General features: G+C 70.3%; 25 protein-coding genes. 17 read left to right on the forward strand and 8 right to left on the reverse strand.

Annotated elements, in window-relative coordinates:
- Positions 1 to 23 precede the first annotated feature (23 nt).
- The 3 genes from MKL09_RS28790 to cobJ are packed head-to-tail and all read left to right on the forward strand — an operon-like array spanning position 24 to position 1,482.
- Positions 24 to 299 carry an AbrB/MazE/SpoVT family DNA-binding domain-containing protein gene (locus tag MKL09_RS28790; protein ID WP_244025377.1) on the forward strand — a complete coding sequence of 92 codons (276 nt, stop codon included), beginning with the start codon at positions 24 to 26 and terminating at the stop codon, positions 297 to 299.
- Positions 296 to 712: a type II toxin-antitoxin system VapC family toxin gene (locus tag MKL09_RS28795; RefSeq protein ID WP_244025378.1), complete on the forward strand. Its 417-nt coding sequence runs from the start codon at positions 296 to 298 to the stop codon at positions 710 to 712. The genes MKL09_RS28790 and MKL09_RS28795 overlap by 4 nt, the downstream gene beginning before the upstream one ends.
- Positions 709 to 1,482, forward strand: a complete 774-nt coding sequence (cobJ, locus tag MKL09_RS28800) for a precorrin-3B C(17)-methyltransferase (protein ID WP_244025379.1) — start codon at positions 709 to 711, stop codon at positions 1,480 to 1,482. Before MKL09_RS28795 ends, cobJ begins: the two co-directional genes overlap by 4 nt.
- Here the strand turns inward: cobJ and MKL09_RS28805 are convergent.
- A complete protein-coding gene (locus MKL09_RS28805; RefSeq protein ID WP_244025380.1) occupies positions 1,449 to 2,246 on the reverse strand; it encodes a cobalt-precorrin-6A reductase in 798 nt (265 codons plus the stop codon). The genes cobJ and MKL09_RS28805 overlap by 34 nt on opposite strands.
- Between MKL09_RS28805 and cbiE the strand changes: the two genes are divergently transcribed.
- Genes cbiE through MKL09_RS28825 form a run of 4 tightly spaced genes read left to right on the forward strand, consistent with a single transcriptional unit; the run spans position 2,245 to position 5,967 of the window.
- Complete coding sequence (cbiE, locus tag MKL09_RS28810; protein ID WP_244025381.1) at positions 2,245 to 3,477, forward strand: precorrin-6y C5,15-methyltransferase (decarboxylating) subunit CbiE; 1,233 nt, start codon at positions 2,245 to 2,247, stop codon at positions 3,475 to 3,477. The genes MKL09_RS28805 and cbiE overlap by 2 nt on opposite strands.
- Positions 3,474 to 3,878, forward strand: coding sequence for a cobalamin biosynthesis protein (locus MKL09_RS28815; protein WP_244025382.1), 405 nt, complete (start codon positions 3,474 to 3,476; stop codon positions 3,876 to 3,878). The genes cbiE and MKL09_RS28815 overlap by 4 nt, the downstream gene beginning before the upstream one ends.
- Positions 3,875 to 4,651: a precorrin-4 C(11)-methyltransferase gene (gene cobM / locus MKL09_RS28820; protein ID WP_244025383.1), complete on the forward strand. Its 777-nt coding sequence runs from the start codon at positions 3,875 to 3,877 to the stop codon at positions 4,649 to 4,651. The genes MKL09_RS28815 and cobM overlap by 4 nt, the downstream gene beginning before the upstream one ends.
- Entirely contained in the window at positions 4,648 to 5,967 is a 1,320-nt protein-coding gene (locus MKL09_RS28825; protein WP_244025384.1) for a cobyrinate a,c-diamide synthase, read from the forward strand. The genes cobM and MKL09_RS28825 overlap by 4 nt, the downstream gene beginning before the upstream one ends.
- Positions 5,968 to 6,057: 90 nt before the next feature.
- Here MKL09_RS28825 and MKL09_RS28830 read toward each other — a convergent pair whose 3' ends face one another.
- A complete protein-coding gene (locus tag MKL09_RS28830) occupies positions 6,058 to 6,468 on the reverse strand; it encodes a helix-turn-helix domain-containing protein (RefSeq protein ID WP_244025485.1) in 411 nt (136 codons plus the stop codon).
- A 484-nt stretch (positions 6,469 to 6,952) separates the two neighbouring features.
- Here MKL09_RS28830 and MKL09_RS28835 point away from each other — a divergent pair, with 484 nt between their 5' ends.
- Both MKL09_RS28835 and MKL09_RS28840 read left to right on the forward strand, forming a co-directional pair.
- Positions 6,953 to 7,300, forward strand: coding sequence for an antibiotic biosynthesis monooxygenase family protein (locus MKL09_RS28835; RefSeq protein WP_244025385.1), 348 nt, complete (start codon positions 6,953 to 6,955; stop codon positions 7,298 to 7,300).
- Positions 7,301 to 7,728: 428 nt separating this feature from the next.
- Complete coding sequence (locus MKL09_RS28840) at positions 7,729 to 9,234, forward strand: undecaprenyl-phosphate glucose phosphotransferase (RefSeq protein WP_244025386.1); 1,506 nt, start codon at positions 7,729 to 7,731, stop codon at positions 9,232 to 9,234.
- A 4-nt stretch (positions 9,235 to 9,238) separates the two neighbouring features.
- Here MKL09_RS28840 and MKL09_RS28845 read toward each other — a convergent pair whose 3' ends face one another.
- Positions 9,239 to 9,724 (reverse strand): transcriptional repressor, encoded by a 486-nt coding sequence (locus tag MKL09_RS28845; RefSeq protein WP_244025387.1) that lies wholly within the window; start codon positions 9,722 to 9,724, stop codon positions 9,239 to 9,241.
- Between the two features lie 125 nt (positions 9,725 to 9,849).
- On the opposite strand from MKL09_RS28845, the gene MKL09_RS32150 reads away from it, so the two are divergent.
- Genes MKL09_RS32150 through MKL09_RS28855 form a run of 3 tightly spaced genes read left to right on the forward strand, consistent with a single transcriptional unit; the run spans position 9,850 to position 11,662 of the window.
- Positions 9,850 to 9,984: a hypothetical protein gene (locus MKL09_RS32150; protein WP_279606163.1), complete on the forward strand. Its 135-nt coding sequence runs from the start codon at positions 9,850 to 9,852 to the stop codon at positions 9,982 to 9,984.
- Entirely contained in the window at positions 9,981 to 10,790 is an 810-nt protein-coding gene (locus tag MKL09_RS28850) for a metal ABC transporter ATP-binding protein (RefSeq protein ID WP_244025388.1), read from the forward strand. The genes MKL09_RS32150 and MKL09_RS28850 overlap by 4 nt, the downstream gene beginning before the upstream one ends.
- Before the next feature lie 47 nt (positions 10,791 to 10,837).
- Positions 10,838 to 11,662 carry a metal ABC transporter permease gene (locus tag MKL09_RS28855; RefSeq protein WP_244025486.1) on the forward strand — a complete coding sequence of 275 codons (825 nt, stop codon included), beginning with the start codon at positions 10,838 to 10,840 and terminating at the stop codon, positions 11,660 to 11,662.
- Here the strand turns inward: MKL09_RS28855 and MKL09_RS28860 are convergent, their stop codons facing one another.
- From MKL09_RS28860 to MKL09_RS28870, 3 genes are read right to left on the reverse strand one after another with little or no spacing between them, the layout of a single operon-like run.
- Positions 11,663 to 12,526, reverse strand: a complete 864-nt coding sequence (locus MKL09_RS28860) for an SDR family oxidoreductase (RefSeq protein ID WP_244025389.1) — start codon at positions 12,524 to 12,526, stop codon at positions 11,663 to 11,665.
- Positions 12,523 to 13,668 carry a tRNA epoxyqueuosine(34) reductase QueG gene (gene queG / locus MKL09_RS28865; protein WP_279606182.1) on the reverse strand — a complete coding sequence of 382 codons (1,146 nt, stop codon included), beginning with the start codon at positions 13,666 to 13,668 and terminating at the stop codon, positions 12,523 to 12,525. Before queG ends, MKL09_RS28860 begins: the two co-directional genes overlap by 4 nt.
- 41 nt (positions 13,669 to 13,709) lie before the next feature.
- Positions 13,710 to 14,402 carry a glutathione S-transferase family protein gene (locus tag MKL09_RS28870; protein WP_244025390.1) on the reverse strand — a complete coding sequence of 231 codons (693 nt, stop codon included), beginning with the start codon at positions 14,400 to 14,402 and terminating at the stop codon, positions 13,710 to 13,712.
- A gap of 253 nt (positions 14,403 to 14,655) precedes the next feature.
- Between MKL09_RS28870 and MKL09_RS28875 the strand changes: the two genes are divergently transcribed.
- The 5 genes from MKL09_RS28875 to MKL09_RS28895 all read left to right on the forward strand — a co-directional run bounded on the left by MKL09_RS28875 (position 14,656) and on the right by MKL09_RS28895 (position 19,187).
- Complete coding sequence (locus tag MKL09_RS28875) at positions 14,656 to 15,459, forward strand: undecaprenyl-diphosphate phosphatase (protein ID WP_244025391.1); 804 nt, start codon at positions 14,656 to 14,658, stop codon at positions 15,457 to 15,459.
- 96 nt (positions 15,460 to 15,555) lie between these two features.
- A complete protein-coding gene (locus MKL09_RS28880; protein WP_244025392.1) occupies positions 15,556 to 17,436 on the forward strand; it encodes a methylmalonyl-CoA mutase subunit beta in 1,881 nt (626 codons plus the stop codon).
- 34 nt (positions 17,437 to 17,470) lie between these two features.
- Entirely contained in the window at positions 17,471 to 17,860 is a 390-nt protein-coding gene (locus MKL09_RS28885; protein ID WP_244025393.1) for a hypothetical protein, read from the forward strand.
- A 125-nt stretch (positions 17,861 to 17,985) separates the two neighbouring features.
- On the forward strand, positions 17,986 to 18,432 hold the full coding sequence (locus MKL09_RS28890) for a hypothetical protein (protein ID WP_244025488.1): 447 nt from the start codon (positions 17,986 to 17,988) through the stop codon (positions 18,430 to 18,432).
- 35 nt (positions 18,433 to 18,467) lie between these two features.
- Entirely contained in the window at positions 18,468 to 19,187 is a 720-nt protein-coding gene (locus MKL09_RS28895; RefSeq protein ID WP_244025394.1) for a glutathione S-transferase family protein, read from the forward strand.
- A gap of 9 nt (positions 19,188 to 19,196) precedes the next feature.
- Here the strand turns inward: MKL09_RS28895 and MKL09_RS28900 are convergent, their stop codons facing one another.
- Positions 19,197 to 20,945, reverse strand: a complete 1,749-nt coding sequence (locus tag MKL09_RS28900) for a bifunctional protein-serine/threonine kinase/phosphatase (RefSeq protein WP_244025395.1) — start codon at positions 20,943 to 20,945, stop codon at positions 19,197 to 19,199.
- The gene (locus MKL09_RS28905) at positions 20,942 to 22,480 is read right to left on the reverse strand and encodes a YifB family Mg chelatase-like AAA ATPase (protein ID WP_244025396.1); all 1,539 of its coding nucleotides are present in this window, start codon (positions 22,478 to 22,480) and stop codon (positions 20,942 to 20,944) included. The genes MKL09_RS28900 and MKL09_RS28905 overlap by 4 nt, the downstream gene beginning before the upstream one ends.
- Between the last annotated feature and the right edge of the window lie 77 nt (positions 22,481 to 22,557).

The following is a 22,557-nucleotide window of genomic DNA, read 5'->3' on the forward strand; positions in this document are numbered from 1 at the left end:
GTTCGTGGGTTGGAGGACGTGGCGTGACGACGTTGACGGTGACGGATCGGGGCGAGGTCACGTTCGGACAGGACGTGCTGAAGCACCTCGGCATCAAGCCCGGCGACAGGGTCAGGCTCGACCTGCTCCCCGACGGTCGGGCGGAGCTGAAGGCCGATCAGCCGTCAAGATCCTGGCGGCAGCTGCATGGCCTGCTCAAGGGCAAGGGCAACGGCGCCCGCTACTCGATCGAAGAGATCGACGAGGCCATTGCCGAAGCCGGTGCGGCCGCCGGCATGGCCGGCCTGGAACGGCCGTGAAGCTCACGCCCGACACCAATGTCCTGCTCCGCCTCATCGTCGATGACGACGAGGCGCAAGGAACCGCGGCCGTCGAGACGATGGAGCGCGCCGCCCAGGTCGCCATCGGCGTGCATGCGCTGTGCGAGCTGGTCTGGGTGCTGCGCGGTCGCTACGCGATGCCGCGCTCGGACATCGCGGCCGCCATCCGCGGCCTGATCGGCGCGAGCAATGTCGTCGCCAACCGACCCGCCATCGAGGCGGGCCTGGCCCAGTTGGAAGCCGGCGGCGATTTCGCGGATGGCGTGATCGCCTTCGAGGGACGCTGGCTGGGGAGCGAAACCTTCGTGTCGTTCGACAGGCGCGCGCGCACGTTGCTGGACCGTCAGGGCTACGCGACCCTGTCGCCGACACCACAGGCGGACGCGCGTTGAGCCCGGATCCGCGTGGCAGCCTCACGGTAATCGGCCTCGGCCCCGGGGATGCGGGATTGCTGACCGAATCCGCACACCGGGCCCTCGACGCCGCTGAGGATCTGGTCGGGTATTTTCCCTACGTCGCCCGCGTGCCCGAGCGTCCGGGCCTGATCCGGCATGCCAGCGACAACCGCGTCGAGGTCGACCGCGCCCGCCACGCCCTGCAGCTCGCCGCCTCCGGCCGACGGGTGGCGGTGGTGTCGGGCGGCGATCCCGGCGTGTTTGCCATGGCCTCGGCCGTGTTCGAGGCGGTCGAGCACGGCGAGCCCGGCTGGCGTGACCTGGCGATTACGGTCGAGCCGGGCATCACCGCCATGCTGGCCGCCGCGGCCCGGCTCGGGGCGCCGCTGGGCGGTGATTTCTGCGCCCTATCGCTGTCGGACAATTTGAAGCCCTGGCCGGTGGTGACTGCGCGCCTCGAAGCGGTGCTGCGCGCCGACTTCGTCATCGCGCTCTACAACCCGATCTCCACCGCGCGGCCCTGGCAGCTCGGTGCGGCCCTCGAACTCGCTGCCGGGATCCGGGCGCCCGAGACCCCGGTGATGTTCGCTCGGGCGATCAGCCGCCCGGATGAGGCGATCCGGGTGTCGACCCTCGCCGAGGCGCGCGACGTGCCGGCCGACATGGCCACGATGGTGATCCTCGGCGCCTCGACCACCCGGCTGATCCCGCGGAATGATGGCCTGCCCTTCGTCTACACCTCGCGCAAAGTCGCGGGGCCGGCGTGATCGCGCGTCCGCAGCCAGCGAAGCGCACCCTCGGCATTGGGCACGCTCGGCACGTCGGGCTTTTCAGGCCGGCGCACCATCACCACCGGGATCGCGAGGCTGCGCGCCGCCGCGATCTTGCCGTAGGTCGCCGCCCCGCCGGAATTCTTGCTGACCAGGATTTCGGTGCCGGCGGCGCGCATCAGCGCCGCCTCGGCCGCCGCGTCGAACGGGCCTCGCGTCTCGATGGCGGTGAGGTGTGGGACCGGCAGAACCGATTCGAGCGGCTCGACGCTGCGCGCCAGGTAGGCGTGCTGCGGCGCCGTCGCGAAGGCGCCGGCCTCTTGCCGACCGATCGTCAGGAACACCCTCCGCGGCTCTCGCCCGAGGGCGGCGACCGCCTCTTCCATGGATCCGACCTCGGTCCAGAGGTCGCCGGATGCGCGGCTCCAGGCCGGGCGGCGGATCGCAAGCAGCGGCACGCCCACGGTGACCGCGGCGGCGGCGGCGTTGCCCGAGATCGTCGCCGCGAACGGGTGGGTCGCGTCGATCAGGCGATCGATGTTTTCGCGACGCAGATAAGCGGCGAGGCCTTCTGCGCCGCCGAAGCCGCCGATCCGGGTCGGTACCGGTTCGGGCTTCGGCGCGGCGGTCCGGCCGGCGAGCGACAACGTCACGGCGCAATCATCCCGGTCGGCCAGAGCCCGCGCCAGGGCGCTCGCCTCGCCGGTTCCGCCGAGGATCAGGATTCGCATCGCGCCGCCGCTCATGGGGGCCTTGTCCATGAGCGCTGAGCCCCTGTCGAGCCGGCCTGCGGCCAGGCGCTGGCTGTCGATCGTCGGCATCGGCGAGGACGGGCGGGACGGGCTCACACCCGCCGCCGCCGCGGCCCTGGATGCTGCCAAGGTCGTCTATGGCGGCCGGCGCCACCTGGCCCTGGCCGCGCCTCTCGATGTCGAGACCCGGCCCTGGCCGAGCCCGATCCACGACGCCTATCCGGAGATCCTGGCTCGGCGCGGCCAGCCGACCTGCATCCTCGCCACCGGCGACCCGTTCCACTACGGCATCGGCGCCGAGATCGCCCGGCTGGTGCCGCCCGCCGAGATCCGCGCCTTCCCGCAACCCTCGGCCTTCAGCCTCGCCTGCGCGCGGCTCGGCTGGCCGCTCGCCGAATGCGGCCTCGTCACCCTGCACGGCCGAGCGCTCGCCCGGATCGTCCCGCATATCCAGCCGGGCGCGCGCCTCCTCGTGCTCTCCTGGGACGGCACGACGCCGGCGGCGTTGGCGGCCGTGCTCACCGAGCGCGGCTTCGGCGCCTCGACCGTCACCGTCCTGGAGGCGATGGGTGGCCCGCGCGAGCGGATCCGCGCGGCGAAGGCCGATGCCTTCGACCTTGCTGCGATCGACCCACTCAACACCGTGGCGATCGCCATTGGGGGCGCGGGACACGCGCTGCCGCTGGCGCCCGGCCTGGATGACGCGCTGTTCGAGAATGACGGGCAGCTGACCAAGGCCGAGATCCGGGCGCTGACGCTGGCGGCCCTGCGTCCGCATCCGGGCCTGCATCTCTGGGATGTCGGGGCCGGCGCGGGCTCCATCGCGATCGAGTGGATGCTGCGCCATCCGAGCCTGCGGGCCACCGCCATCGAGGCGCGCCCGGATCGGGCCGAGCGAATGTTTTTCAATGCTCAGACCCTGGGGGTTCCGGATCTGACAGTGATCACCGGCACGGCGCCTGCGGCGCTCGCCGGCCTGGCTGCTCCGGATGCCATCTTCATCGGCGGCGGCGTCTCCGAGCCCGGGATTCTGTCGGCCGCGCTGGCAGCCCTGAGGTCCGGCGGCCGCTGCGTCGCCAATGCGGTGACGCTCCAGGGCGAGGCGGCGCTGCTCGCGGCCTTCGCTGCGCACGGCGGCAGCCTGCGGCGGTTCTCGGTGGATCGGGCGAGCCCGGTCGGCAGCCTGCACGGCTGGCGGCCGGCGATGCCGGTGACCCAATGGGCCTGGACCAAGCCATGAGCGACCGGATCGTCGCCGGGATCGGATTTCGGCGCGGCACGGGCGCCGACGAAATCGCCGCGCTGATCGCCCGCGCCCTCGGGGCGATCGGCGCCCCCCATGCCGATCTCGCGGCCATCGCGACTGCAGCCGATCGGGCCGCGGAACCGTCGATCCGTCAGGCGGCATCGAAATTCGGCCTGTCGCCCTGCTCGGTTGAACCGGCGGCCCTGGAAGCCTGCGACCCAAAGGTCGTCACGCGCTCCGCTCGGATCGAGCGCCTGCGCGGGGTCGGTTCCCTGGCCGAGGCGGCGGCGCTCGCGGCGGCGGGGCCGGAGAGCCGCCTCGCCCTCCCCCGCATCGCCAGCGACGGCGCGACCTGCGCCCTCGCGATCCCGCACGACAAAGCTCGGCACCCATGACCGTCCACTTCATCGGCGCCGGCCCCGGCGCCGCCGACCTGATCACGGTGCGCGGCCGCGACCGCATCGCCGCCTGCCCGGTCTGCCTCTATGCCGGCTCCCTGGTGGCGCCCGAGATCCTCGGCTGGTGTCCGCCGAGCGCCCGGATCATCGACACGGCGCCCCTGGACCTCGACGCGATCATCGCCGAGATCGAGGCCGCAGAGTCCCGTGGACAGGACGTGGCGCGGCTGCATTCGGGCGACCTGTCGATCTGGAGCGCGCTCGCCGAGCAGATGCGCCGGCTCGACCGGCTCGGCATCGCCTACACGGTTACGCCGGGGGTGCCAGCCTTCGCGGCGGCCGCCGCGATGCTGCGGCGCGAGCTGACCGTGCCGGGCGTGGCGCAATCGGTCGTCCTGACCCGCACCTCCGGCCGGGCGAGCGCGATGCCGGAGCGGGAGACGCTGGCAGCGTTCGCCGCCACCGGCGCGACGCTGGCGATCCATCTGTCCATCCACGTCGTGGAGAAGGTCGCGGCCGAATTGATCCCGTTCTACGGAGCGGCCTGCCCGGCGGCCGCGGTGTTCCGCGTCTCGTGGCCGGACGAACGGGCGCTGGTGGGCGACTTGGCCGGGCTGCCCGGACTCGTCGCCGAGGCCGGCCTCGAGCGCACCGCGCTGATCCTGGTCGGCCCCGCGCTCGCCGCCTCCGATTTCCGCGACAGCGCGCTCTACGCCCCCGACTACGACCGGCGCTACCGTCCCGGTGGCACCGTCGGGAGCGCGGTATGAGCGCCCCCGGCCTGCTGGTCGCGGCACCGCGCTCGAGTTCCGGCAAGACCACCGTCACCCTCGCACTGATGCGGGCGCTGAGCCGGCGGGGCCTGCGCGTGCGCGGCGCCAAATGCGGCCCGGATTACATCGACCCGGCCTTCCATCGCGCCGCGACCGGCCAGCCGAGCTTCAACCTCGACAGCTTCGCCATGGAGCCCGGTCTCATGGACGCGCTGGCGGGCGAGACGGCGGCGGAGGCCGACATCGTGGTCGCCGAGGGCTCCATGGGCCTGTTCGACGGCGTCCGGGCGGCAGAGAGCCGGACCGGGGCCAATGCCGACATCGCCGCCCGCTACGGCTGGCCGGTGGTGCTGGTGGTCGACGTCTCCGGGGCGGCGCAATCGGCCGCCGCCGTGGCGCTCGGCTGCAAGCTCTACGATCCGCGGATCCGGCTCGCCGGGGTGATCCTCAACAAGGTCGCGAGCGCCCGCCACCGCCGCCTGGTGGAAGCCGGGATGGAGCGCGTGGGGCTTCCGGTCCTCGGCGCGCTGATGCGCGACGCCGCGTTGGTCCTGCCCGAGCGCCATCTCGGCCTGGTCCAAGCCGGCGAGACCGCCGACCTGGAGGCACGGCTCGATCGTCTGGCTGATCTGGCCGAGGCCGGCATCGACCTCGACGCCGTGTTCGCCTGCGCGGATGGCGCCATCCCGGCCTCAGGCGGCGTACTGCCGCGCCCGCCCGGGCAGCGCATCGCGGTCGCCCGGGATGCGGCGTTCAGCTTCCTCTACCCGCATCTCGAAGCCGGCTGGCGCTTGGCCGGGGCCGAACTCGTGCCGTTCTCACCGCTTGCCGACGAGGCGCCCCCGGAGGATTGCGACACCTGCTGGCTGCCGGGCGGATATCCGGAGCTACATGCGGGCCGGCTAACTGCAGCCTACCGCTTCCTCGGCGGTCTGCGCGCCTTCGCGGCCACGCGCCCGGTCCACGGCGAGTGCGGCGGCTATATGGTGCTGGGGGATACCCTGGAGGATGCGGACGGCATCACGCACGCCATGGCCGGCCTGCTCCCGGTCGCCACGTCGTACGCCAAACGCAAGCTGCATCTCGGCTACCGCATCGCGCGGCTCTGCAGCGACAGTCCCCTGGGCCGGTGTGGGGCGCGGGTCGTGGGCCATGAATTCCATTACGCCAGCGAACTGTCGCCGGCCGCCGCGGAGGCGGACGCCCTGGCCCGCGTCACCGACGCGGAGGGCATCGATCACGGTCTGGCCGGACACCGGGTCGGCCTCGTGGGCGGCAGCTTCTTTCACCTGATCGCGGCGGACGAGGGGTGAGACGCCATGCGAGCGGCAGGCCTGAAACGAAAAGCGCTCCACGATCGGCCTGATCGTGAAGCGCTTCGCTGATTCCGCAATTGGATAGGATCAGGCGGGATCCGTCGCCGGCGGCGCGCTGCGGGCCTGCGCGAGGCGGGCGGCGCTGCGAACCAGGGCCAGGACATCCCGGCGCATCTGCTCGTCCTCGATCTGCGCGTAGGCGCGCAGCAGTTCGATCGCACCATGCGCGCTGAGGAAGCCGAATACGTCCTCCTGCGCGCTCTCGCGCGTCTCGCTCTCCTCGAAGAACGCGGAGACCGGCACTTCGAGCAGGCGCGCGATCTCACGCAGCCGGCCGGCTCCGACGCGGTTCTGGCCCTTCTCGTATTTCTGAACCTGCTGGAACGTGACGCCGACAGCATTGCCGAGCGCGGTCTGGCTGAGACCGCGCGCCTTGCGCAATGCGGTGATGCGGATGCCGACCAGACGATCGACGTCGGTGGTCTGTTTCGGCATCAGATGACTAATCGTGTCCTTGTCCACGCTCTGAACAGCGTCCCCTTGCGGATCCGGTGTTCCCGCCTCGCTATCGCGCCGCTTCACCGTCCGACCCTCGATCTCATATCGCGCCTGTACCTGCCGTGTGGTGTCGCACGCTAGAGCAGCAGCCGATTGCATTGCAAACGGCAACACCTCTAAGCCCTTATTGTCGCCTGCTCCCACGTGCCGAACAAGAAAACACGTTGACAATGGGCGCTATAGCAATCGGTCGACACGCCGACTGCGGCACACTGTGGGCCATACGGCAATTGGACACCAAGTTGTTAGGCCCCGCAAGTCAAACACTACATCTTGTGGTTTAACCTAACGTATCTTTGAAACATTGTTGCTCAAATGTCGATCGATTACGTCTGCGCAGTCCTTCACGCGCGCCGCGTCGCCGCAGCAGGGCTCGCCCAGACGGTCTTGAGGGCCTAATTTCGCTGTTTCACCGGAGAACACCATGTTTATCGCGATGAATCGCTTCAAGGTCGTTAAGGATGCGACCGAGGACTTCGAGGCCGTCTGGCTCGGCCGCGACAGCCACCTCGGCGAGATGGAAGGCTTCGTCGAGTTCCATCTGCTCCGCGGGCCGGAGCATGAGGATCACGTCCTCTACGCCTCCCACACGGTCTGGCGGTCCCGCGCCGCGTTCGAGGCGTGGACGCGCTCCGAGCAGTTCCGCAAGGCCCATAGCCGGGCGCCCTCGACCAAGCCGCTGTATCTCGGTCACCCGCAATTCGAGGGTTTCGAGATGGTTCAGACGGTCGGCGGCGCGGGCGATACCGAGCAGCACGCCGCTGCCGTCTGACGCTGCGGTTCATCATTCTGTGAGCGCTCGCTGCCGGACCGGTGGCGGGCGCTTTTTTGATTCGCGGACATCGCGAACCGCACGCGCGGGTCGCGTCGCCGAACCACCCACGCTCACCGGAGCTTTGGCCAAGCTTCGCGCGGCGACGAAATTCAACCGCTCAGAAATATTCTGACGTTACAACGCAACTGCTGGTAACGGATTCTCGCACTCAGGCCGATCTCAAGTGACTGTAATCCGGCAACTCAGCATTTACCATGTATTGCCGGCGGTCCGACGTTCGCTTACATGGGCGCCGATTACGATGCGACCGAATCACCGAACGTTGCGGCTCACCCCTTGCTCCGTCATCGGCAGATGCCGGCGCTGAAATCTTTCGTGTTTCAGACTGGTACAAAGTCCGATCAAACCGGGACGTGGCGGGCCAGATGTTTCACGAACGGGTTCCGGAGACGTTTCAGGCTTTGCCGACCTCGGCCGAACGCCGTCGCAGCGTGTGGTCCGCGCTCCTGCCGCGCCGCGGGCGCGCCGTGGCGCGGATGGCCCTGTCGTCGTCCCTGGCTCTGGCCGACATCGCGGCGATCCTCGCCGTCATCCTGACGGTCGAGTTCGGCTACCAAGTCGTCTTCGCCGGTGACAGCCTCTGGGTGACGAGCTTCCGCAGCCTGCGGCTCGCCGCACTGCTTAGCGCCATCATCGTCGCGACGAACGGCCTGCGGGAAGATTACAGCCTCGACGGCATCATGGCGCAGAAGCTGAATTTTCAGCGCATGGCCTCGCTCTGGCTGGTGGCCTGGGCCGCGGTGCTGGTGGTCGGCTTCCTGACCAAGACGACCAACGATTATTCCCGCATCGTCTCGATCACCGCCTTCGTCCTCGGGCTGCCCGCCCTGGTCCTGACCCGCACGGTGGCGATCCGCCTGGTGCGCCGCAGCCTCGCCTCCGGTTCAGCCTCCGCCAGCCGCGTCCACCTGGTCGGCTATGAGGAGGACATCGCCCGGTTCTATGCCAGCCACGAGGCGGACCAGCTCGGCTCGAGGATCGTCGGCACCAGCTACCTGCGTCGGGTCGATCCCGGCGCCGACACCGTGTCCCGCCACGACCAGTTGCAGGAGGATCTCGACCTCGCCGTGTCGGTGGTCCGCTTCCTCCGGCCGGACGACGTCTTCGTGCTGGTGCCGTGGACCGACACCGCCGAGATCGAACGCTGCATCGATGCGTTCCTGCGGGTGCCCTCCGCCCTGCATCTGCGTCCCGGCAGCGTGCTCGACCGGTTCCCCGACATGCAGGTCGCCCGGGTCGGCGGCGTCTCCGGCATCAATATCGGCCGGCGGCCGCTCAACGTCGCCGAGATCGTCCTGAAGCGGGCCCTCGACCTGACCGTCGCGGCGATCGCCCTGGTGTCGCTGTCGCCGCTGCTGGCCGCGATCGCCGTGGCGATCAAGCTCGACAGCCCGGGCCCGGTCTTCTTCCGCCAGAAGCGTTACGGCTTCAACCAGCAGCCCTTCGGCGTCTTCAAGTTCCGGTCGATGCGGGCCGACGCCAACGCGGTGTTCAAGCAGGCGACCCGCAACGACAGCCGCATCACGCAGGTCGGCGCGATCCTGCGGCGGACGAACCTCGACGAGCTGCCCCAGCTGCTCAACGTCCTCAAGGGCGAGATGTCGCTTGTCGGCCCGCGCCCCCACGCCCTGGCGCATGACCGAAGCTTCGAGCGGCGCATCGCCCTCTACGCCCGTCGGCACAACGTGCGCCCCGGCATCACCGGCTGGGCCCAGGTCAACGGCTATCGGGGCGAGACCCTGACCGATCTCGACATGGAGCGGCGCGTCTCCTGCGACCTGCACTACATCGACAATTGGTCGATCTGGTTCGACCTCCAGATCATGATCCAGACGATCGTCTCGCGCCGGGCCTACAAGAACGCCCGCTGACGCCTTAGCCGGCTTCCTGCCGCCCCCGGCAGGCGCCGCAATCGCCCTCGACCTCCAGGATGCTGTGGGCCGGCGTGAAGCCGGCCCGCTTCAGGGTGCGGTCGAGACCGTCCTCCAGCTCCTCCGAGGAGGCTTCGTCGACGCCGCCGCAGCTGCGGCAGATCAGGAAGACGACCCCCTCCCCCGGGGCGTGCCCGTGGGCGCAGGGGATGAACGCGTTGCGACTGGCGATCCGATGGACGAGGCCCTGCTGCATCAGGAAATCGAGGGCGCGATACACCGAGACCGGCGCCACGCGCTTACCCGGCGCGCTCAGCGTCTCGGCGATGTCGTAGGCGCCCTGGGCCTTGCCGGCCTCGGCCACCGCCTCCATCACCTCCCGGCGCAGCGGCGTGAATTGCAGCCCGCGCTCGCGACAGACGGATTCCGCCCGCGCGAGCATGTCGCCGACGCCTGCCTGGCACGCGTCGTGACCCTCGTGACGGTGCATGTGTGCTCCAACCCGAAAACCGCCGGTTGTCCGGCGGGTTTGTTACAGTGTATCACCGCAGCCCCGGACCGCACCAGTAGCCCGATGGGTCCCCGCGCCAGCCCGCGCGCGCGACTGAGGACGTCTTGCCCCCCATCTCCAGCCCACGCCAAGCGAGTCCGCGATCCCTATTCCGCAGCGGCATCGGCCCGCGCCTCGCCCTCGCGGTGATGCTGTCGGGTCTGGTCTGGCTGGTGATCGCCTGGGCGCTTGCCGCATGAGCATCCGTCCGTCGCCGCAGGATTCGATCCGCCTGGTCGGCCTGACCCTCGGCTACGACCGGCATCCGGCGGTCCACCACCTGTCCGGAGCCGTCCGCGCCGGCGACCTGCTGGCGCTGGTGGGACCGAACGGCGCCGGCAAGTCGACCCTGCTCAAGGGGATGGCCGGCGAGATCCGCTGCCTCGAAGGGCAGATCGAGCGCGCCGGCGACCTCGCCTACATGCCCCAGGCCGACGAGATCGACCGCAGCTTCCCGCTCAGCGTGATGGACCTCGCCGGCATGGGTCTGTGGCGGAAGGCCGGATCCTGGCGCAGCCTCGGGCGGTGGCGACCGGAGATCGGGGCGGCCCTCGACGCGGTCGGGCTCGGCGGCTTCGAGACGCGCCCGATCAGCACCCTCTCGGGCGGCCAGTTCCGGCGTGCCCTGTTCGCCCGGCTGATCCTGCAGGATTGCCCGGTGGTGCTCCTCGACGAGCCGTTCACCGGCATCGACAACCGCACCGTGGACGACCTTCTGGCGCTGATCCGGCTCTGGCACGGCCAGGGCCGCACCATCGTGGCCGCCCTGCACGACCTCGCCCAGGTGCGGGAGCATTTTCCGACGACGCTCCTGCTCGCCCGCGAGGCCGTGGCCTGGGGACCGACCGCCCGGGTGCTCACGCCGGAGAATCTGGCGCGCGCGCGCAATCTCTCCGAGGCCTGGGACGAGGATGCCGCGGTGTGTGTCGGCCCCAGGAAGCCCGGGGCTCACGGGCACGACCACGGCCCGGACAGCCATCACCACCACCACGAGGATGCCGCGTGATCGATCCGTTCGGGCCGATCCTCGCGCCGTTCGTGGAGTTCGGCTTCATGCGCCGGGCGCTGGCGGGCTGCCTGGCGCTGTCGGTCTCGGCGCCGCCGGTCGGGGTTTTTCTGACCCTGCGCCGGATGAGCCTGATGAGCGACGCGATGAGCCACGCGATCCTGCCCGGCGCCGCGGCGGGATTTTTGGTCGCCGGCCTGTCGCTGCCGGCCATGACCCTGGGCGGGCTGGTCGCCGGTCTGGTCGTGGCCCTGCTCGCCGGCGCCGTCACCCGGGCCACGGTGGTCCGGGAGGATTCCAATCTCGCGGCCTTCTACCTGATCTCGCTGGCCGGCGGCGTGCTGCTGGTGTCCTTGCGCGGCTCGCAGATCGACCTGATGCACGTCCTGTTCGGCTCGGTCCTGGCGCTCGACGATGCCGCCCTGATCCTGCTCGGCGGCATCAGCACGCTGACCCTGGTAGCCCTCGCCGCGATCTACCGGCCGCTGGTCATGGAATGCGTCGATCCGCTGTTCCTGCGCACGGTCAGCCGCAGCGGCGGCCCGGTGCATCTCGCGTTCCTGGCGCTGGTGGTGGTGAACCTCGTCGGCGGCTTCCAGGCGCTCGGGACCCTGCTCGCCGTCGGGCTGATGCTGCTGCCGGCGGTGGCGGCCCGATTCTGGGCGCGCGATCTCGGCGGCCTGATCCCGGTTTCGATGTTGATCGCGGTGATCGCCAGCGTATCGGGCCTCAGCCTGTCCTATCACCTCGACCTGCCGAGCGGCCCGGCCATCGTGCTGGCCGCCGGCGCGCTCTACCTCGTCTCGATGCTCACCGGCCCGCGCGGCGGCCTGCTCCGCCGCCTCATCCGGCCGCGCCACCTCGAGGCGTGATCAGGCCTGATCCTTGAGCGCGGCGAGACCCTCGCGGTAGGTCGGATAGGCCAGCGTGACGCCGAGTTCGTCGCGGATCAGCCGGTTCCGCACGCGTTTGTTCTCGCCGTAGAAGCTGCGCGCCATCGGCGACAGGTCGGCGGTCTCGAAATCGATCTCGGGCGGCAGCGGCAGGTTGGCGAGCGCCGCGGCGTGCTCGGTGACGGTCTGCGGCGGCGTCGGCTCGTCGTCGGTGACGTTGTAGACAGCGCCCGGCCGGGGACGGTCCAGCGAGGCCAGCAGCGTCGTCGCGATGTCGTCGACATGGATGCGGTTGAACACCTGGCCCGCCTTCACGATGCGCTGTGAGCGGCCCTCGCGCAGCTTCACGATCGGATTGCGCCCGGGCCCATAGATGCCCGACAGCCGGAACACCTGCACGGCCTTGCCGGTCCGGGCCCCGAGTTCGAGCCAGGCCGCCTCGGCCTCGACCCGGATCTTCGACCGGGCGCTGCGCGGCGCGGCCGGCGTGGTCTCGTCGATCCAGGCGCCGCCCTGGTCGCCGTAGACGCCGATGGTCGAGAGGTAGCCGATCCAGCCGATCCGGCTCGCCGCGATCGCGTCCGCGTAGCGCCGCAGCACCGGGTCGCCCTGCTCGGAGGGCGGCGCCGAGACCAGCAGCGCGTCGGTGTCGGCGAGGTCGGCCGCGATCCGGGAATCCTCGGCCTCCGGGCCGAAGGCGCGCAGGGTGAAGCCGGTCTCGGTGGCGATGCGCGCGGCCGCCGCCGGATCGGTGACGGTCGCCCGCACCGTCTGGAAGCGGTCGCGCGCCCGCTCGGCGAAACGGTGGCCGGTGAAGCCGAGCCCGAAGATGAAAAGGTTCATGCCGCCGATGTCTCGCCGGCCCGGGTTTCCGTCAAGGCGGTGGCGGCGATCCACTCGGCGCGCACGTGCGAATCCGCCTCGCCAAGCCCATGCCGCCGCTGCAAGGCCCGCACGACGTCCGGCTCCAACAGCCGGCCGCAGGCCCAGACCGCCATGCCGCGCACCAGCGGCGAGTCGTCTTCCAGGCGTGCGATTGCGCTATCCGCCAGCTGGACATCGCCGGAATTGCCGACCGCGATCATCACATTCCGAAGAAACCGGTCCCGGCCGGTACGCTTCACCGGCGTGCCGGCGAACAGTTTTCGGAAGGAGGCATCGTCGAGCTCCGCGAGATCGGCCAGCGCCGGCGCTTCGAGATCGGCCCGGGCGGCCAGCCGGCTATCGGCGGCTGTGCGGGCGAACTTGTTCCAGGGGCAGACCGCCAGGCAATCGTCGCAGCCGAACACCCGATTGCCGATCGCCGCCCGGAATTCTTCCGCGATCGGCCCGGCATGCTCGATGGTCAGGTACGAGATGCAGCGCCGGGCATCGAGACGGTAGGGTGCCGGAAAGGCGTCGGTCGGACAGATGTCGAGGCAGGCCCGGCAGGAGCCGCAATGGCCGCGCCCGGGTTCGTCCGGCTCCAACTCGGCGCTGGTGTAGATCGCCCCCAGCAGCAGCCAGTTGCCGTGCTCCCGGGACAGCAGCACCGTGTGCTTGCCCTGCCAGCCGAGCCCGGCGGCCTCGGCCAGGGTCTTCTCCATCACCGGGGCGGTGTCGCAGAAGACCTTCACCCGGACGTCGCCCTTGGCCGACAGGTAGCCGCCGAGCTCCTTGAGCTTGCCTTTCAAAACTTCGTGATAGTCCCGGCGGCGGGCATAGGCTGCGATGGCACCGCGATCCGTCCGGGCCACGAGATCGAGGGGATCGTCGTCCGGCCGGTAGCTCATGGCGAGCACCAGGATGCTGCGGAGGCCGGGCCACAGGCCGACCGGGCTGGCGCGCTGGTCGGCGCGCTCGTCCATCCAGTCCATCGTGCCGTGGGCGCCCTCGGCGAGCCACGCCGTCAGGCGGCCCGGCAGATCCGGCAGGCGGTCGGGCCGGGTGACCCGCAGCCCGCAGAAGCCGAGATGCTGCGCCCGCGCCTCGACGAGGCGACGCAGGTCGGCGCCGAAATAGGTCCGTCTTGGGCTCAGACTGGGGCTCAGAAATCCAGATCCGCGTAATGGGCCGCCGGCGGCATGCCGGCCACCCGGTCGGCCAGCAGCCCCCGGAACGAGGGCCGCGACTTGACCCGAGCATACCAGTTGCGGGCCATCTCGTCCTCGTCCCACGGGACGTCGCCCAGGTAGTCGGCGCAGGAGAGGTGGGCCGCCGCCGCGAGATCGGCATAGGTCAGGTTGTCGCCGGCGAGCCAGCGCCGCCGCGCGATCAGGTAGCCGATATATTTGAGGTGGTAGCGCACGTTGGTCCGCGCCGCCCGGATCGCGTTCATGTCCGGCGGGCCCCCGCCCTCATGGGCCGACATGAAGCGCTTCGAGATCTTCTCGTTGACCAGGTAGCCGGTCACCTCCGAGTCGAACTTGATCAGGAACCAGTCGAGCAGGCGCCGGACCTCGACCCGCTCCACCGTGTCGTCCGGCAGCATCCTTCGCCCGGAAAGCCCAAGGCCCCGGGTCTCATCCAGGTATTCGGCGATGACCCCGGCGCCCGGCACCACAAGGCCGGTCTGCTCCAGCAGAACCGGCGTCGACCCGGCCGGATTGATCAGCATAAAATCGTCCCGGCGCTCCCAGGGGCGCTCCTCGAACAGCGTCGGTTCCAGGCCCATCTCGGCCAGCACGAGACGGATGAACCGGGAATTCGCGCAGAAGGGGAAGTGGTAGAGGGTCGCCATTGGCCGTCAGGACTGCTCGGTCTGACGGCGCGGCCAGTCCCGCGCCGGTCGTCGGCCCAGGCGCGCAGGACTTCGGCGCGCAGGACTTCAAAGCGAGCGTTATTGCTCGATCGTTGCCGAGCCCTTAACACGCGCGGCCTGTTCCGGTAACTGCCCGTCAACCCTGATGGGCGATGCCTCCGGGCGCAATTTCCCAATGGCGCGCGACGCACCCGAACCGGGCGGTCGCGCGCCCGCGGCGCGAGGCTCGACAATGGATCCGGTAAGCATCGGCAAGGCGGTCCTGCTCGCCCTCGTGGAGGGCGCGACCGAGTTCATCCCGGTCTCGTCCACCGGGCATCAGCTCCTGGTCGGCCACTTCATCGGCTTCCACTCGCCCAACAACACCTTCGAGGTGCTGATCCAGCTCGGGGCGATCCTGGCGATCCTGGCGGTGTATTTCCGCAGGCTGATCGGCATCGCCACGGCGCTGCCGACCAACCCGCAGGCTCGCCGCTTCGTGATCGGCATCCTGGTGGCGTTCCTGCCGGCCGCGATCATCGGCGGCCTCTTCTCGAAGGTGATCAAGGCCTACCTGTTCAACCCGTGGATCGTGTGCGCGACCCTGGTGGCCGGCGGACTGGTGCTGCTCGTCATCGACGACACCGACCTCGAGGTGAAGAAGACCGACGTCTACGACTTCACCCTGCCGATGGACCTGAAGATCGGCATCTTCCAGTGCCTCGCCATGATCCCGGGCGTGTCGCGCTCCGGCGCCACCATCGTCGGCGCGATGCTGATGGGCGCCGACAAGCGCTCCGCCACCGAGTTCTCGTTCTACCTGGCGATGCCGACCATGGCCGGCGCCTTCGCCAAGGACCTGTTCGACAACTATAAATTCCTGTCGAGCAACGATGTCGGCCTGATCGTGATCGGGTTCGTCGTGTCGTTCATCTCGGCCCTGTTCGTGGTCCGGGTGCTGCTCGACTACGTTTCGCGCCACGGCTTCCGGCTGTTCGCTTGGTGGCGAATCATCGTCGGCGCCCTCGGCTTCGCCGGGCTGATCATTCTCGGATAACAACCCTCAGCCGTGGGGCGATTGCCTCCGGGCGAGCGGCGTGCGAGGCACGTCCCTGAAAGCGGTGCACAAGACGCCGCGCCCAGGGGCGTTCCGATGGAAGACACTAAGCTTGCCGACCTGTTCGAGCCCGCCGACCGGGCGCGCTGGCTCGGCCTCGTCGAGGGTGTCCTGAAGGGCGCCGATTTCGAGAAGCGGCTGGTCTCCCGGACGAGCGACGGCCTGCGGATCGAGCCGCTCTACGAGCGCGCTGAGCCTACAGCCCAGCCGTTCCGCGAGCCGGGACCCTGGCGGGTTTCGCAGCGAGTGGACCATCCCGAGATCGCCGTCGCGAACACACAGGCGATGACCGACCTCGAGGGCGGCGCCGACGCGCTGGCCCTGGTCTTTGCCGGGTCGGCCAGCGCCCGGGGCTACGGTCTGACGGTCCAGAGCGTCGAGGATCTCGACGCTCTGCTCAAAGGCGTGATGCTGCCGCTGATCGCGCTGCGCATCGACGCCGGCGGGCGCGGCCTCGAAGTCGCCGGCCTGGTGAAGGCCCTGGCAGGGCGGCGCGGCGAAGACCTGTCGACATACGATCTCGACCTCGGCATCGATCCGGTCGGGACGCTCGCCGCCACCGGCAGCCTCGGCGCGGTCTGGAGCGAGATCGCCCCGCGGCTGGCCGCCACCGTCTCGGATCTCGAAGCGGCCGGCTTCACCGGCCGGGCGCTCCTGGCCGACGGGCGCCCCTACCACGAGGCTGGGGCCGGCGAGGCGGCGGAACTGGCCGCTGTGCTGTCCACCGCGGTCACCTACCTGCGCGCCCTGGAGGCCGCCGGCCACGACCTCGCCACCGCCCGCGACCGGATCTCCGTGCTGCTCGCCGCCGATGCCGACGAGTTCGTCACGATCGCGAAGTTCCGTGCCCTGCGGCGGCTCTGGGCCCGGATCGAGCAGGCCTGCGGGCTGGATCCGAAGCCCCTGCGCCTCCACGCCGAGACCACGTGGCGGATGACGGCCCGGCGCGACCCGTTCGTGAACATTCTGCGCACCGGCATGGCCGCCGCGTCGGCGGGGATGGGCGGCGCCGATACGATCACGATCCTGCCTTACACCCAGGCCCTCGGCCTGCCCGACGCCTTCGCCCGGCGGGTGGCGCGCAACAGCCAGATCGTCCTTCTGGAGGAATCGCACCTCGCCCGGGTCAGCGATCCGGCCGCCGGCGCGGGCGGGTTCGAGACCCTGACCGCCCAGCTCACCGAGGCGGCCTGGGAGGCGTTCCAGGCGATTGAGGCCGAGGGCGGCATCGTCGCCTCGCTCAGCGTCGGCAAGCTGCAGCGGCGCATCGAGGTGACCCGCGAAGCCCGGGCCAAGGCCGTGGCGACCCGCCGCGAGCCGCTGACCGGCGCGAGCGAGTTCCCGAATCTCACGGAGAAGCCGGTCACCGTTCTCGACGTGAAGCCGGTGGCCTTCGGACCCGGCTCGAATTTCGGCTCCGGCTCGGCGGTCGCCTGCGACGCGCTGCCCTCGATCCGTCTGGCAGAGCCCTTCGAGGCGCTGCGCGACGCCTCCGACGCCTACCTCGCCAAGACCGGGCGGCGGCCGGCCGTGTTCCTCGCCAATCTCGGCTCGGTCTCGGCGTTCAACGCCCGGGCGACCTTCGCGGCGAACGCCTTCGCGGCCGGCGGGATCGAGGCCGTGTCGAACGACGGCTTCACGGATCCGGCCGCCCTGGCGGCGGCGTTCCGCGAATCCGGCGCTGCAATCGTCTGCATCTGCTCCACCGACGCGATCTACGCCGACCATGCCGTGGCGGCCGCGGCGGCGCTGAAACAGGCAGGCGCCGGCACGATTTACCTCGCCGGCAAACCGACGGATCTGCTCGATCCGTTGAAGGCAGCGGGCGTGCACGCGTTCCTGCATGCCGGTTGCGATCTGGTCGCCCTGCTCAACGAGGCGCTTCGGGCAGCCATGCGAGCCCCCGCGACCCACTAAGACGACCACCAACCTGCCTGCCCCGACCATCGTCATGACTCGACACCGTTTCGGGTGCCTGATCGGCGCCGCCCTGATCCTCGGATGCGCGATCCCCGCGGCGGCTGTGCCGCGGGGCGTCCCGATCCCGGACCGGTTCGACGGCACCTGGAGCGTCGAGATCCTCACCGAAGCCGGGGCCTGCGACCGGACCTATCGCTATCCGGTGCGGATCGAGCACGGGCAGGCCCGGTTCATCGGCACCGCCTTCGTCGTGCAGGGCAGCGTCGCCCGCAACGGCATCGTGCGCGGCTCGATCGCCAGTGGCATCGCCACCGCGGACGTCGCCGGCCGCCTCGGCGCGAACGGGTTTGGGACCGGCACCTGGGTCGCTTCCGGCGCCGTCGCATGCCGCGGCCGCTGGCAGGCCGAGCGGCGCGGCTGACGCGGTCGCGAAATGGTCTGCATGTTGCCCGAGATCGGGCGGGTGCAGCGCGCCCTCAGCCCCGATCCCGACGCAATCATGAGCGCATGCTGAACGCCGTTCGGACATCCGACGAGGCCGCCCGCATGAAGTCCACGATCCTCGCCACCTTCGCCATCCTCGCGCTCGCCACGACGGCGCAGGCCCGTCCCCATCGGCATCCGGCCGCTCCCGTGGTGAACCAGGCGGAAGCCGAGAAGGTCCTGAGCCCCTTGCGGCAGGCGGCGACGGAATGCTTCGCCGAGACGGTGCTGGCGAACCCGAAAGCGACGGCCGAGGCGCGGGCCGGCCATTGGTACGAGGCGGTGGGCATCACCGGCTTCCTGTGCCGTCCGGAAGTCGCCGCAATGATCCAGGCCCACGATCGGATCTACGGAGCCAAGACCGGCGAGCGGTACTTCAAGGGCGCCTACGCCAAGCATCTCGACCAGCAGCTCGCCGAGCATCTGCAGCCGATGCTGGCCCACAAGGCCGTGGCCAGCGCCGAGCCGCCGCCCGAGAAGATCACCGACGGCGACGCCCCGGCGAACTGACCCGGCGCAGCGCCTTCCCGGTCGAGGAGAGGGCGATGTCCTACGAGCTGCATTACTGGCCGATGATCCAGGGGCGCGGCGAGTTCGTCCGCCTCGCCCTCGAGGAAGCCGGCGCCAACTACGTCGATGTCGCGCGCCGAGACGATGAGGCCGGCGGCATAGAGCCGATGCTCGACCGCCTCTCCGATCCCGCAAATCCGCGCCCGCCCTTCGCGCCGCCGTTTCTGCGCGATGGTGCTGTCGTGATCGGCCAGAGTTCAGCGATCCTGCTGTATCTCGGGCCGCGGCTCAGCCTCGTCGGTAATTCCGAGCCGGACCGGATCTGGACGCACCAACTCCAGCTCACCGTCGCGGATGCGGTGGACGAAGCGCACGACACTCATCACCCCCTCGGCGTCGGCCTATACTACGCGGACCAGAAGCCGGAGGCGCTGCGCCGCGCGGAGGGGTTTCGCCATGAGCGCATCCCCAAGTTCCTCGGCTATTTCGAGCGCGTGCTGACGGCCAATGGCGGCGCGCATCTGGTTGGCGCAGAGCTGTCCTACGCCGACCTGTCCCTGTTCCAGCTCGTCGCCGGTCTGCGCTACGCCTTCCCGAAGGCATCCGCGGTGGCCCTGCGCGACGCGCCCCATGTCGCGCGGCTGCACGAAGCGGTGGCACAGCGTCCGCGCATCGCCGCCTATCTCGCGAGCGACCGGCGTATCCCATTCAACGAGGACGGGATTTTTCGCCGATATCCGGAGCTCGACGGCTGAACCACCCAATCACCGGGGCGGATGCGCGATCAGGATGCCCGCGAGGACCAAGGCGACGATCCCCAGCACCAGCGACAGCAGCCGCCAGAACAGCAGCGGGTCCCGCTCCAGCAGCGAGGCCCGGCGCGTCTCGGTGAAGGCCGGGTTGGGATGCCGGAGGTCGTGGATGAATTCCGAGAGCGCCTGGTAGCGCCGGGTGGGATCGGGATGCACGGCCTTGCGCAGCGCCCCGTCGACCCAGACCGGTAAAAGTGGCCGTGCGCCCCGGGCCGAGGCGTAGCGGAGCTTGCGCTGGGCGGACCGGGTCAGCGCCCGGGGCACCCGATCGCCGTAGGGCAGCCGGCCCGTGAGCATCTGGTAGGCGATCACGCCCACCGCGAAGATATCGGAGCCGGCCGTGGACGGCGCACCCAGGAAGCATTCGGGGGCGGTGTACTGCACCGTCCCCAGGATCTCGGCCGCGTCGATTCGGGGATCGCCTTCGACCACGCCGGCCACCTTGGTGGCGCCGAAATCGATGACTTGCACGGTGCCGGCGGAGTCGATCAGGACGTTGTCGGGGCGCAGGTCCTGGTGGACCATTTCCTTGCGGTGGAACGCCTGGACGCCCTTGGCGAGCTGCTCGACGAGGCCGCGCACCGCCTCCAGCTCGGGCGCCGCGTGGTCGCGCATCCATTGGGTCAGGGTCTGGCCCTCGACGTAGCGCATCACCGTGTAGAGGTGGCTGCGGCGGCGGGTCTGCGGATGGGCCTTGAGCACGTGCGGGCTGTCGATCCGCCGGGCGATCCATTCCTCCAGGGCGAAGCGCTTGCGCTGGGCCGGGTCGTCGCGCAGGTCGAGCGACAGGACCTTCAGCGCGACCTGATCCTCCGTCTGCGCATCGACCGCGAGATAGACCCGGCTGCGCGGCCCGGAATGCAGGGTGCGCAGCAGCCGATAGCCATCGAAATCAGCCGGCGGGTCGAGCAGAGGCGCCGGATCGAGCCCCTCGACGCCGCCGAGGAGGTCGGCCGGCTCGCCGTCGGGCACGGACTCGATCCGCACGATTTGGACGGTCAGGTTGTCCGGGCTGCCGGCCTCGTGCGCGGCCTCCACGATCGCCCGGGCGGCGCCGACGAGGTCGTCCCCGGCTTCCGCGATCACGGCGACTATGTCCCGCGGGCGGACATGCTCGTGGATCCCATCGGTGGTCAGCACGAAGACGTCGCCGACCTCGATGCTGACCGTGTGATAGTCGATGTCGACGTGTCCGCCCGCCCCCAGCGCCCGGCCGAGATAGGATTCCGCCGCGGAGACGATGACCCGGTGATCCTCGGTTAGCTGTTCCAGCGACCGGCCGGCGACGCGCCAGATCCGGGCGTCGCCGACATGGAAGAGATGTGCGGTGCGCGCCTTCACCACCAGCGCGCTGAAGGTGGTGACGTAGCCCTTGTCGGCATCGTGCGGATCGAGACCGCGCCGTGTCTGGGCGTAGAGCCAGGAATTCGTCGCCGCGATCACCCGCTGGGCTGAGGACTTCACCGACCATGTGTCGGGCGTGGCGTAGTAGTCGCTGAGGAAGCTCTTGACCGCGGTCTCGCTCGCCAGGGCACCGACAGCGCTGCTGCTGATCCCGTCGGCGAGCGCCACCGCGATGCCTTTCAGGGCGAGTGCCGGCTGCGACGGCACCAGCACCCCGTGAAAATCCTGGTTGGCCTCCTTCCGACCGGCTGTGCTCGCTTGGCCGATCGAGACCGTGAGCGTGCCTGCCGCGCTCACGCGGCCGCCGCCGAGGTATCGCCTCGGCCGCGATAGGACAAAGCCTCGGCAAGGTGCAGCCGGCGGACCTGCGCCTCACCGTCGAGATCGGCCAGCGTGCGCGCCACCCGCAGGGTCCGGTGGAAGCCGCGGGCGGAAAGGCGCATGCTCTCGGCCGCCTGCCGGATCAGGGCGGTGCCCTCGGCATCGGGGGACGCGACCTCCTCGATCAGCGTCGCCGGGCAGGTGGCGTTGGTGGTGGCGGCCGGCAGGGCGCGGGCCGCGTAGCGCGTCGTTTGGAGATTGCGGGCGGCGGCGACTCGGGCGGCGGCCTCCCGGGAGCCCTCGGAAGGCGACGGCAGGATCAGATCGGCCGCCGTGACCGCGGGGACCTCGATGCGCAGGTCGATCCGGTCGAGCATCGGCCCTGAGATCCGCGCCTGGTACTGCGCCATGCAGCGCGCGTTCGGCCCCCGGCGGCAGGCATAGCCCGGCTCAAGCCCCTGGCCGCAGCGGCACGGGTTCATGGCCGCGACCAACTGGAACCGCGCCGGGTAGGTCACCCGGTGGTTGGCCCGGGCGATCATGACCTCTCCGGTCTCCATCGGCTGGCGCAGGCTGTCGAGCGCCTGCGGATTGAACTCGGGCAATTCGTCGAGGAACAGCACCCCGCCATGGGCGAGCGACACCTCCCCAGGCCGGGCGCCGAGGCCGCCGCCGACCAACGCTGCCATCGAGGCGGAATGGTGCGGCTGCCGGAACGGCCGGCGGTTCGAGAGCGCCCCGTCCTTCAGCTCGCCGGCCACCGATTGGATCATCGAGATGTCGAGCAGTTCCCGGGGGGTGAGCGGCGGCAGGATCGAGGGCAGCCGGGCGGCCAGCATCGACTTCCCGGAGCCGGGAGGCCCGTTCATCAAGAGGTTGTGCCCGCCGGCCGCCGCGATTTCCAGGGCGCGCTTGGCGCCCTCCTGGCCCTTGATGTCGGAGAGATCCGGCAGCGGCCCCGCCAGCCCGGCGACCGAGGGTTCCGGCCGGGCCATGACCTGGCTGCCCTTGAAGTGGTTGGCGAGCTGGATCAGCGAGCGCGGGGCGAGCACGTCGAGATCGCCCCCGGCCCAGGCCGCCTCAGAGCCGGTTGCGGCCGGACAAATCAGCCCGAGGCCGCGGGCTCCCGCCGCGATGGCCGCCGGCAGCACGCCGTTCACCGCCGTGATGCTGCCGTCCAGCGCCAACTCGCCGAGCACGCAATAGCCGGCGAGCGCATCGGCCGGGATCGCCCCGATTGCCGCCATGACGCCGAGCGCGATCGGCAGGTCGTAATGCGAGCCCTCCTTGGGCAGGTCGGCCGGGGCGAGGTTGACGGTGATCCGCTTGGCCGGCAGCGCCAGCCCGGAGGCGATCAGGGCGCCGCGCACCCGCTCGCGCGATTCCGCCACCGCCTTGTCGGGCAGGCCGACCACGTTGAACACGACGTTGCCCGGGATGATCTGGACCTGCACGTCGACGGCCCGGGCCTCGATCCCCTCGAACGCCACGGTGGCGACGCGTGTGACCATAGGTCGGAAGTCCTGGCCCCCTGAGGCGGGGCGCTGCCGCGAGCAACCTTAGCTGTGCGGGAAAATCGAAGCGGGCT

It is taken from the genome of Methylobacterium sp. J-048 (genome assembly GCF_022829515.1).
In the GTDB taxonomy this organism is placed as follows: Bacteria; Pseudomonadota; Alphaproteobacteria; order Rhizobiales; family Beijerinckiaceae; genus Methylobacterium.

Excerpts from the sequence above, each read along its gene's own strand:
- cobM (WP_244025383.1), top strand. The coding sequence starts at position 3,875 with ATGACCGTCCACTTCATCGGCGCCGGCCCCGGCGCCGCCGACCTGATC.
- MKL09_RS28860 (WP_244025389.1), bottom strand. The coding sequence starts at position 12,526 with ATGAACCTTTTCATCTTCGGGCTCGGCTTCACCGGCCACCGTTTCGCC.
- MKL09_RS28880 (WP_244025392.1), top strand. The coding sequence starts at position 15,556 with ATGGAAGACACTAAGCTTGCCGACCTGTTCGAGCCCGCCGACCGGGCG.
- MKL09_RS28840 (WP_244025386.1), top strand. The coding sequence starts at position 7,729 with ATGTTTCACGAACGGGTTCCGGAGACGTTTCAGGCTTTGCCGACCTCG.
- MKL09_RS28905 (WP_244025396.1), bottom strand. The coding sequence starts at position 22,480 with ATGGTCACACGCGTCGCCACCGTGGCGTTCGAGGGGATCGAGGCCCGG.
- MKL09_RS28825 (WP_244025384.1), top strand. The coding sequence starts at position 4,648 with ATGAGCGCCCCCGGCCTGCTGGTCGCGGCACCGCGCTCGAGTTCCGGC.
- MKL09_RS28875 (WP_244025391.1), top strand. The coding sequence starts at position 14,656 with ATGGATCCGGTAAGCATCGGCAAGGCGGTCCTGCTCGCCCTCGTGGAG.
- MKL09_RS28845 (WP_244025387.1), bottom strand. The coding sequence starts at position 9,724 with ATGCACCGTCACGAGGGTCACGACGCGTGCCAGGCAGGCGTCGGCGAC.
- MKL09_RS28815 (WP_244025382.1), top strand. The coding sequence starts at position 3,474 with ATGAGCGACCGGATCGTCGCCGGGATCGGATTTCGGCGCGGCACGGGC.
- MKL09_RS28895 (WP_244025394.1), top strand. The coding sequence starts at position 18,468 with ATGTCCTACGAGCTGCATTACTGGCCGATGATCCAGGGGCGCGGCGAG.
- MKL09_RS28805 (WP_244025380.1), bottom strand. The coding sequence starts at position 2,246 with ATGGACAAGGCCCCCATGAGCGGCGGCGCGATGCGAATCCTGATCCTC.
- cbiE (WP_244025381.1), top strand. The coding sequence starts at position 2,245 with ATGAGCGCTGAGCCCCTGTCGAGCCGGCCTGCGGCCAGGCGCTGGCTG.
- MKL09_RS28855 (WP_244025486.1), top strand. The coding sequence starts at position 10,838 with ATGCGCCGGGCGCTGGCGGGCTGCCTGGCGCTGTCGGTCTCGGCGCCG.
- MKL09_RS28870 (WP_244025390.1), bottom strand. The coding sequence starts at position 14,402 with ATGGCGACCCTCTACCACTTCCCCTTCTGCGCGAATTCCCGGTTCATC.
- MKL09_RS28850 (WP_244025388.1), top strand. The coding sequence starts at position 9,981 with ATGAGCATCCGTCCGTCGCCGCAGGATTCGATCCGCCTGGTCGGCCTG.
- MKL09_RS28835 (WP_244025385.1), top strand. The coding sequence starts at position 6,953 with ATGTTTATCGCGATGAATCGCTTCAAGGTCGTTAAGGATGCGACCGAG.
- MKL09_RS28885 (WP_244025393.1), top strand. The coding sequence starts at position 17,471 with ATGACTCGACACCGTTTCGGGTGCCTGATCGGCGCCGCCCTGATCCTC.
- MKL09_RS28890 (WP_244025488.1), top strand. The coding sequence starts at position 17,986 with ATGAAGTCCACGATCCTCGCCACCTTCGCCATCCTCGCGCTCGCCACG.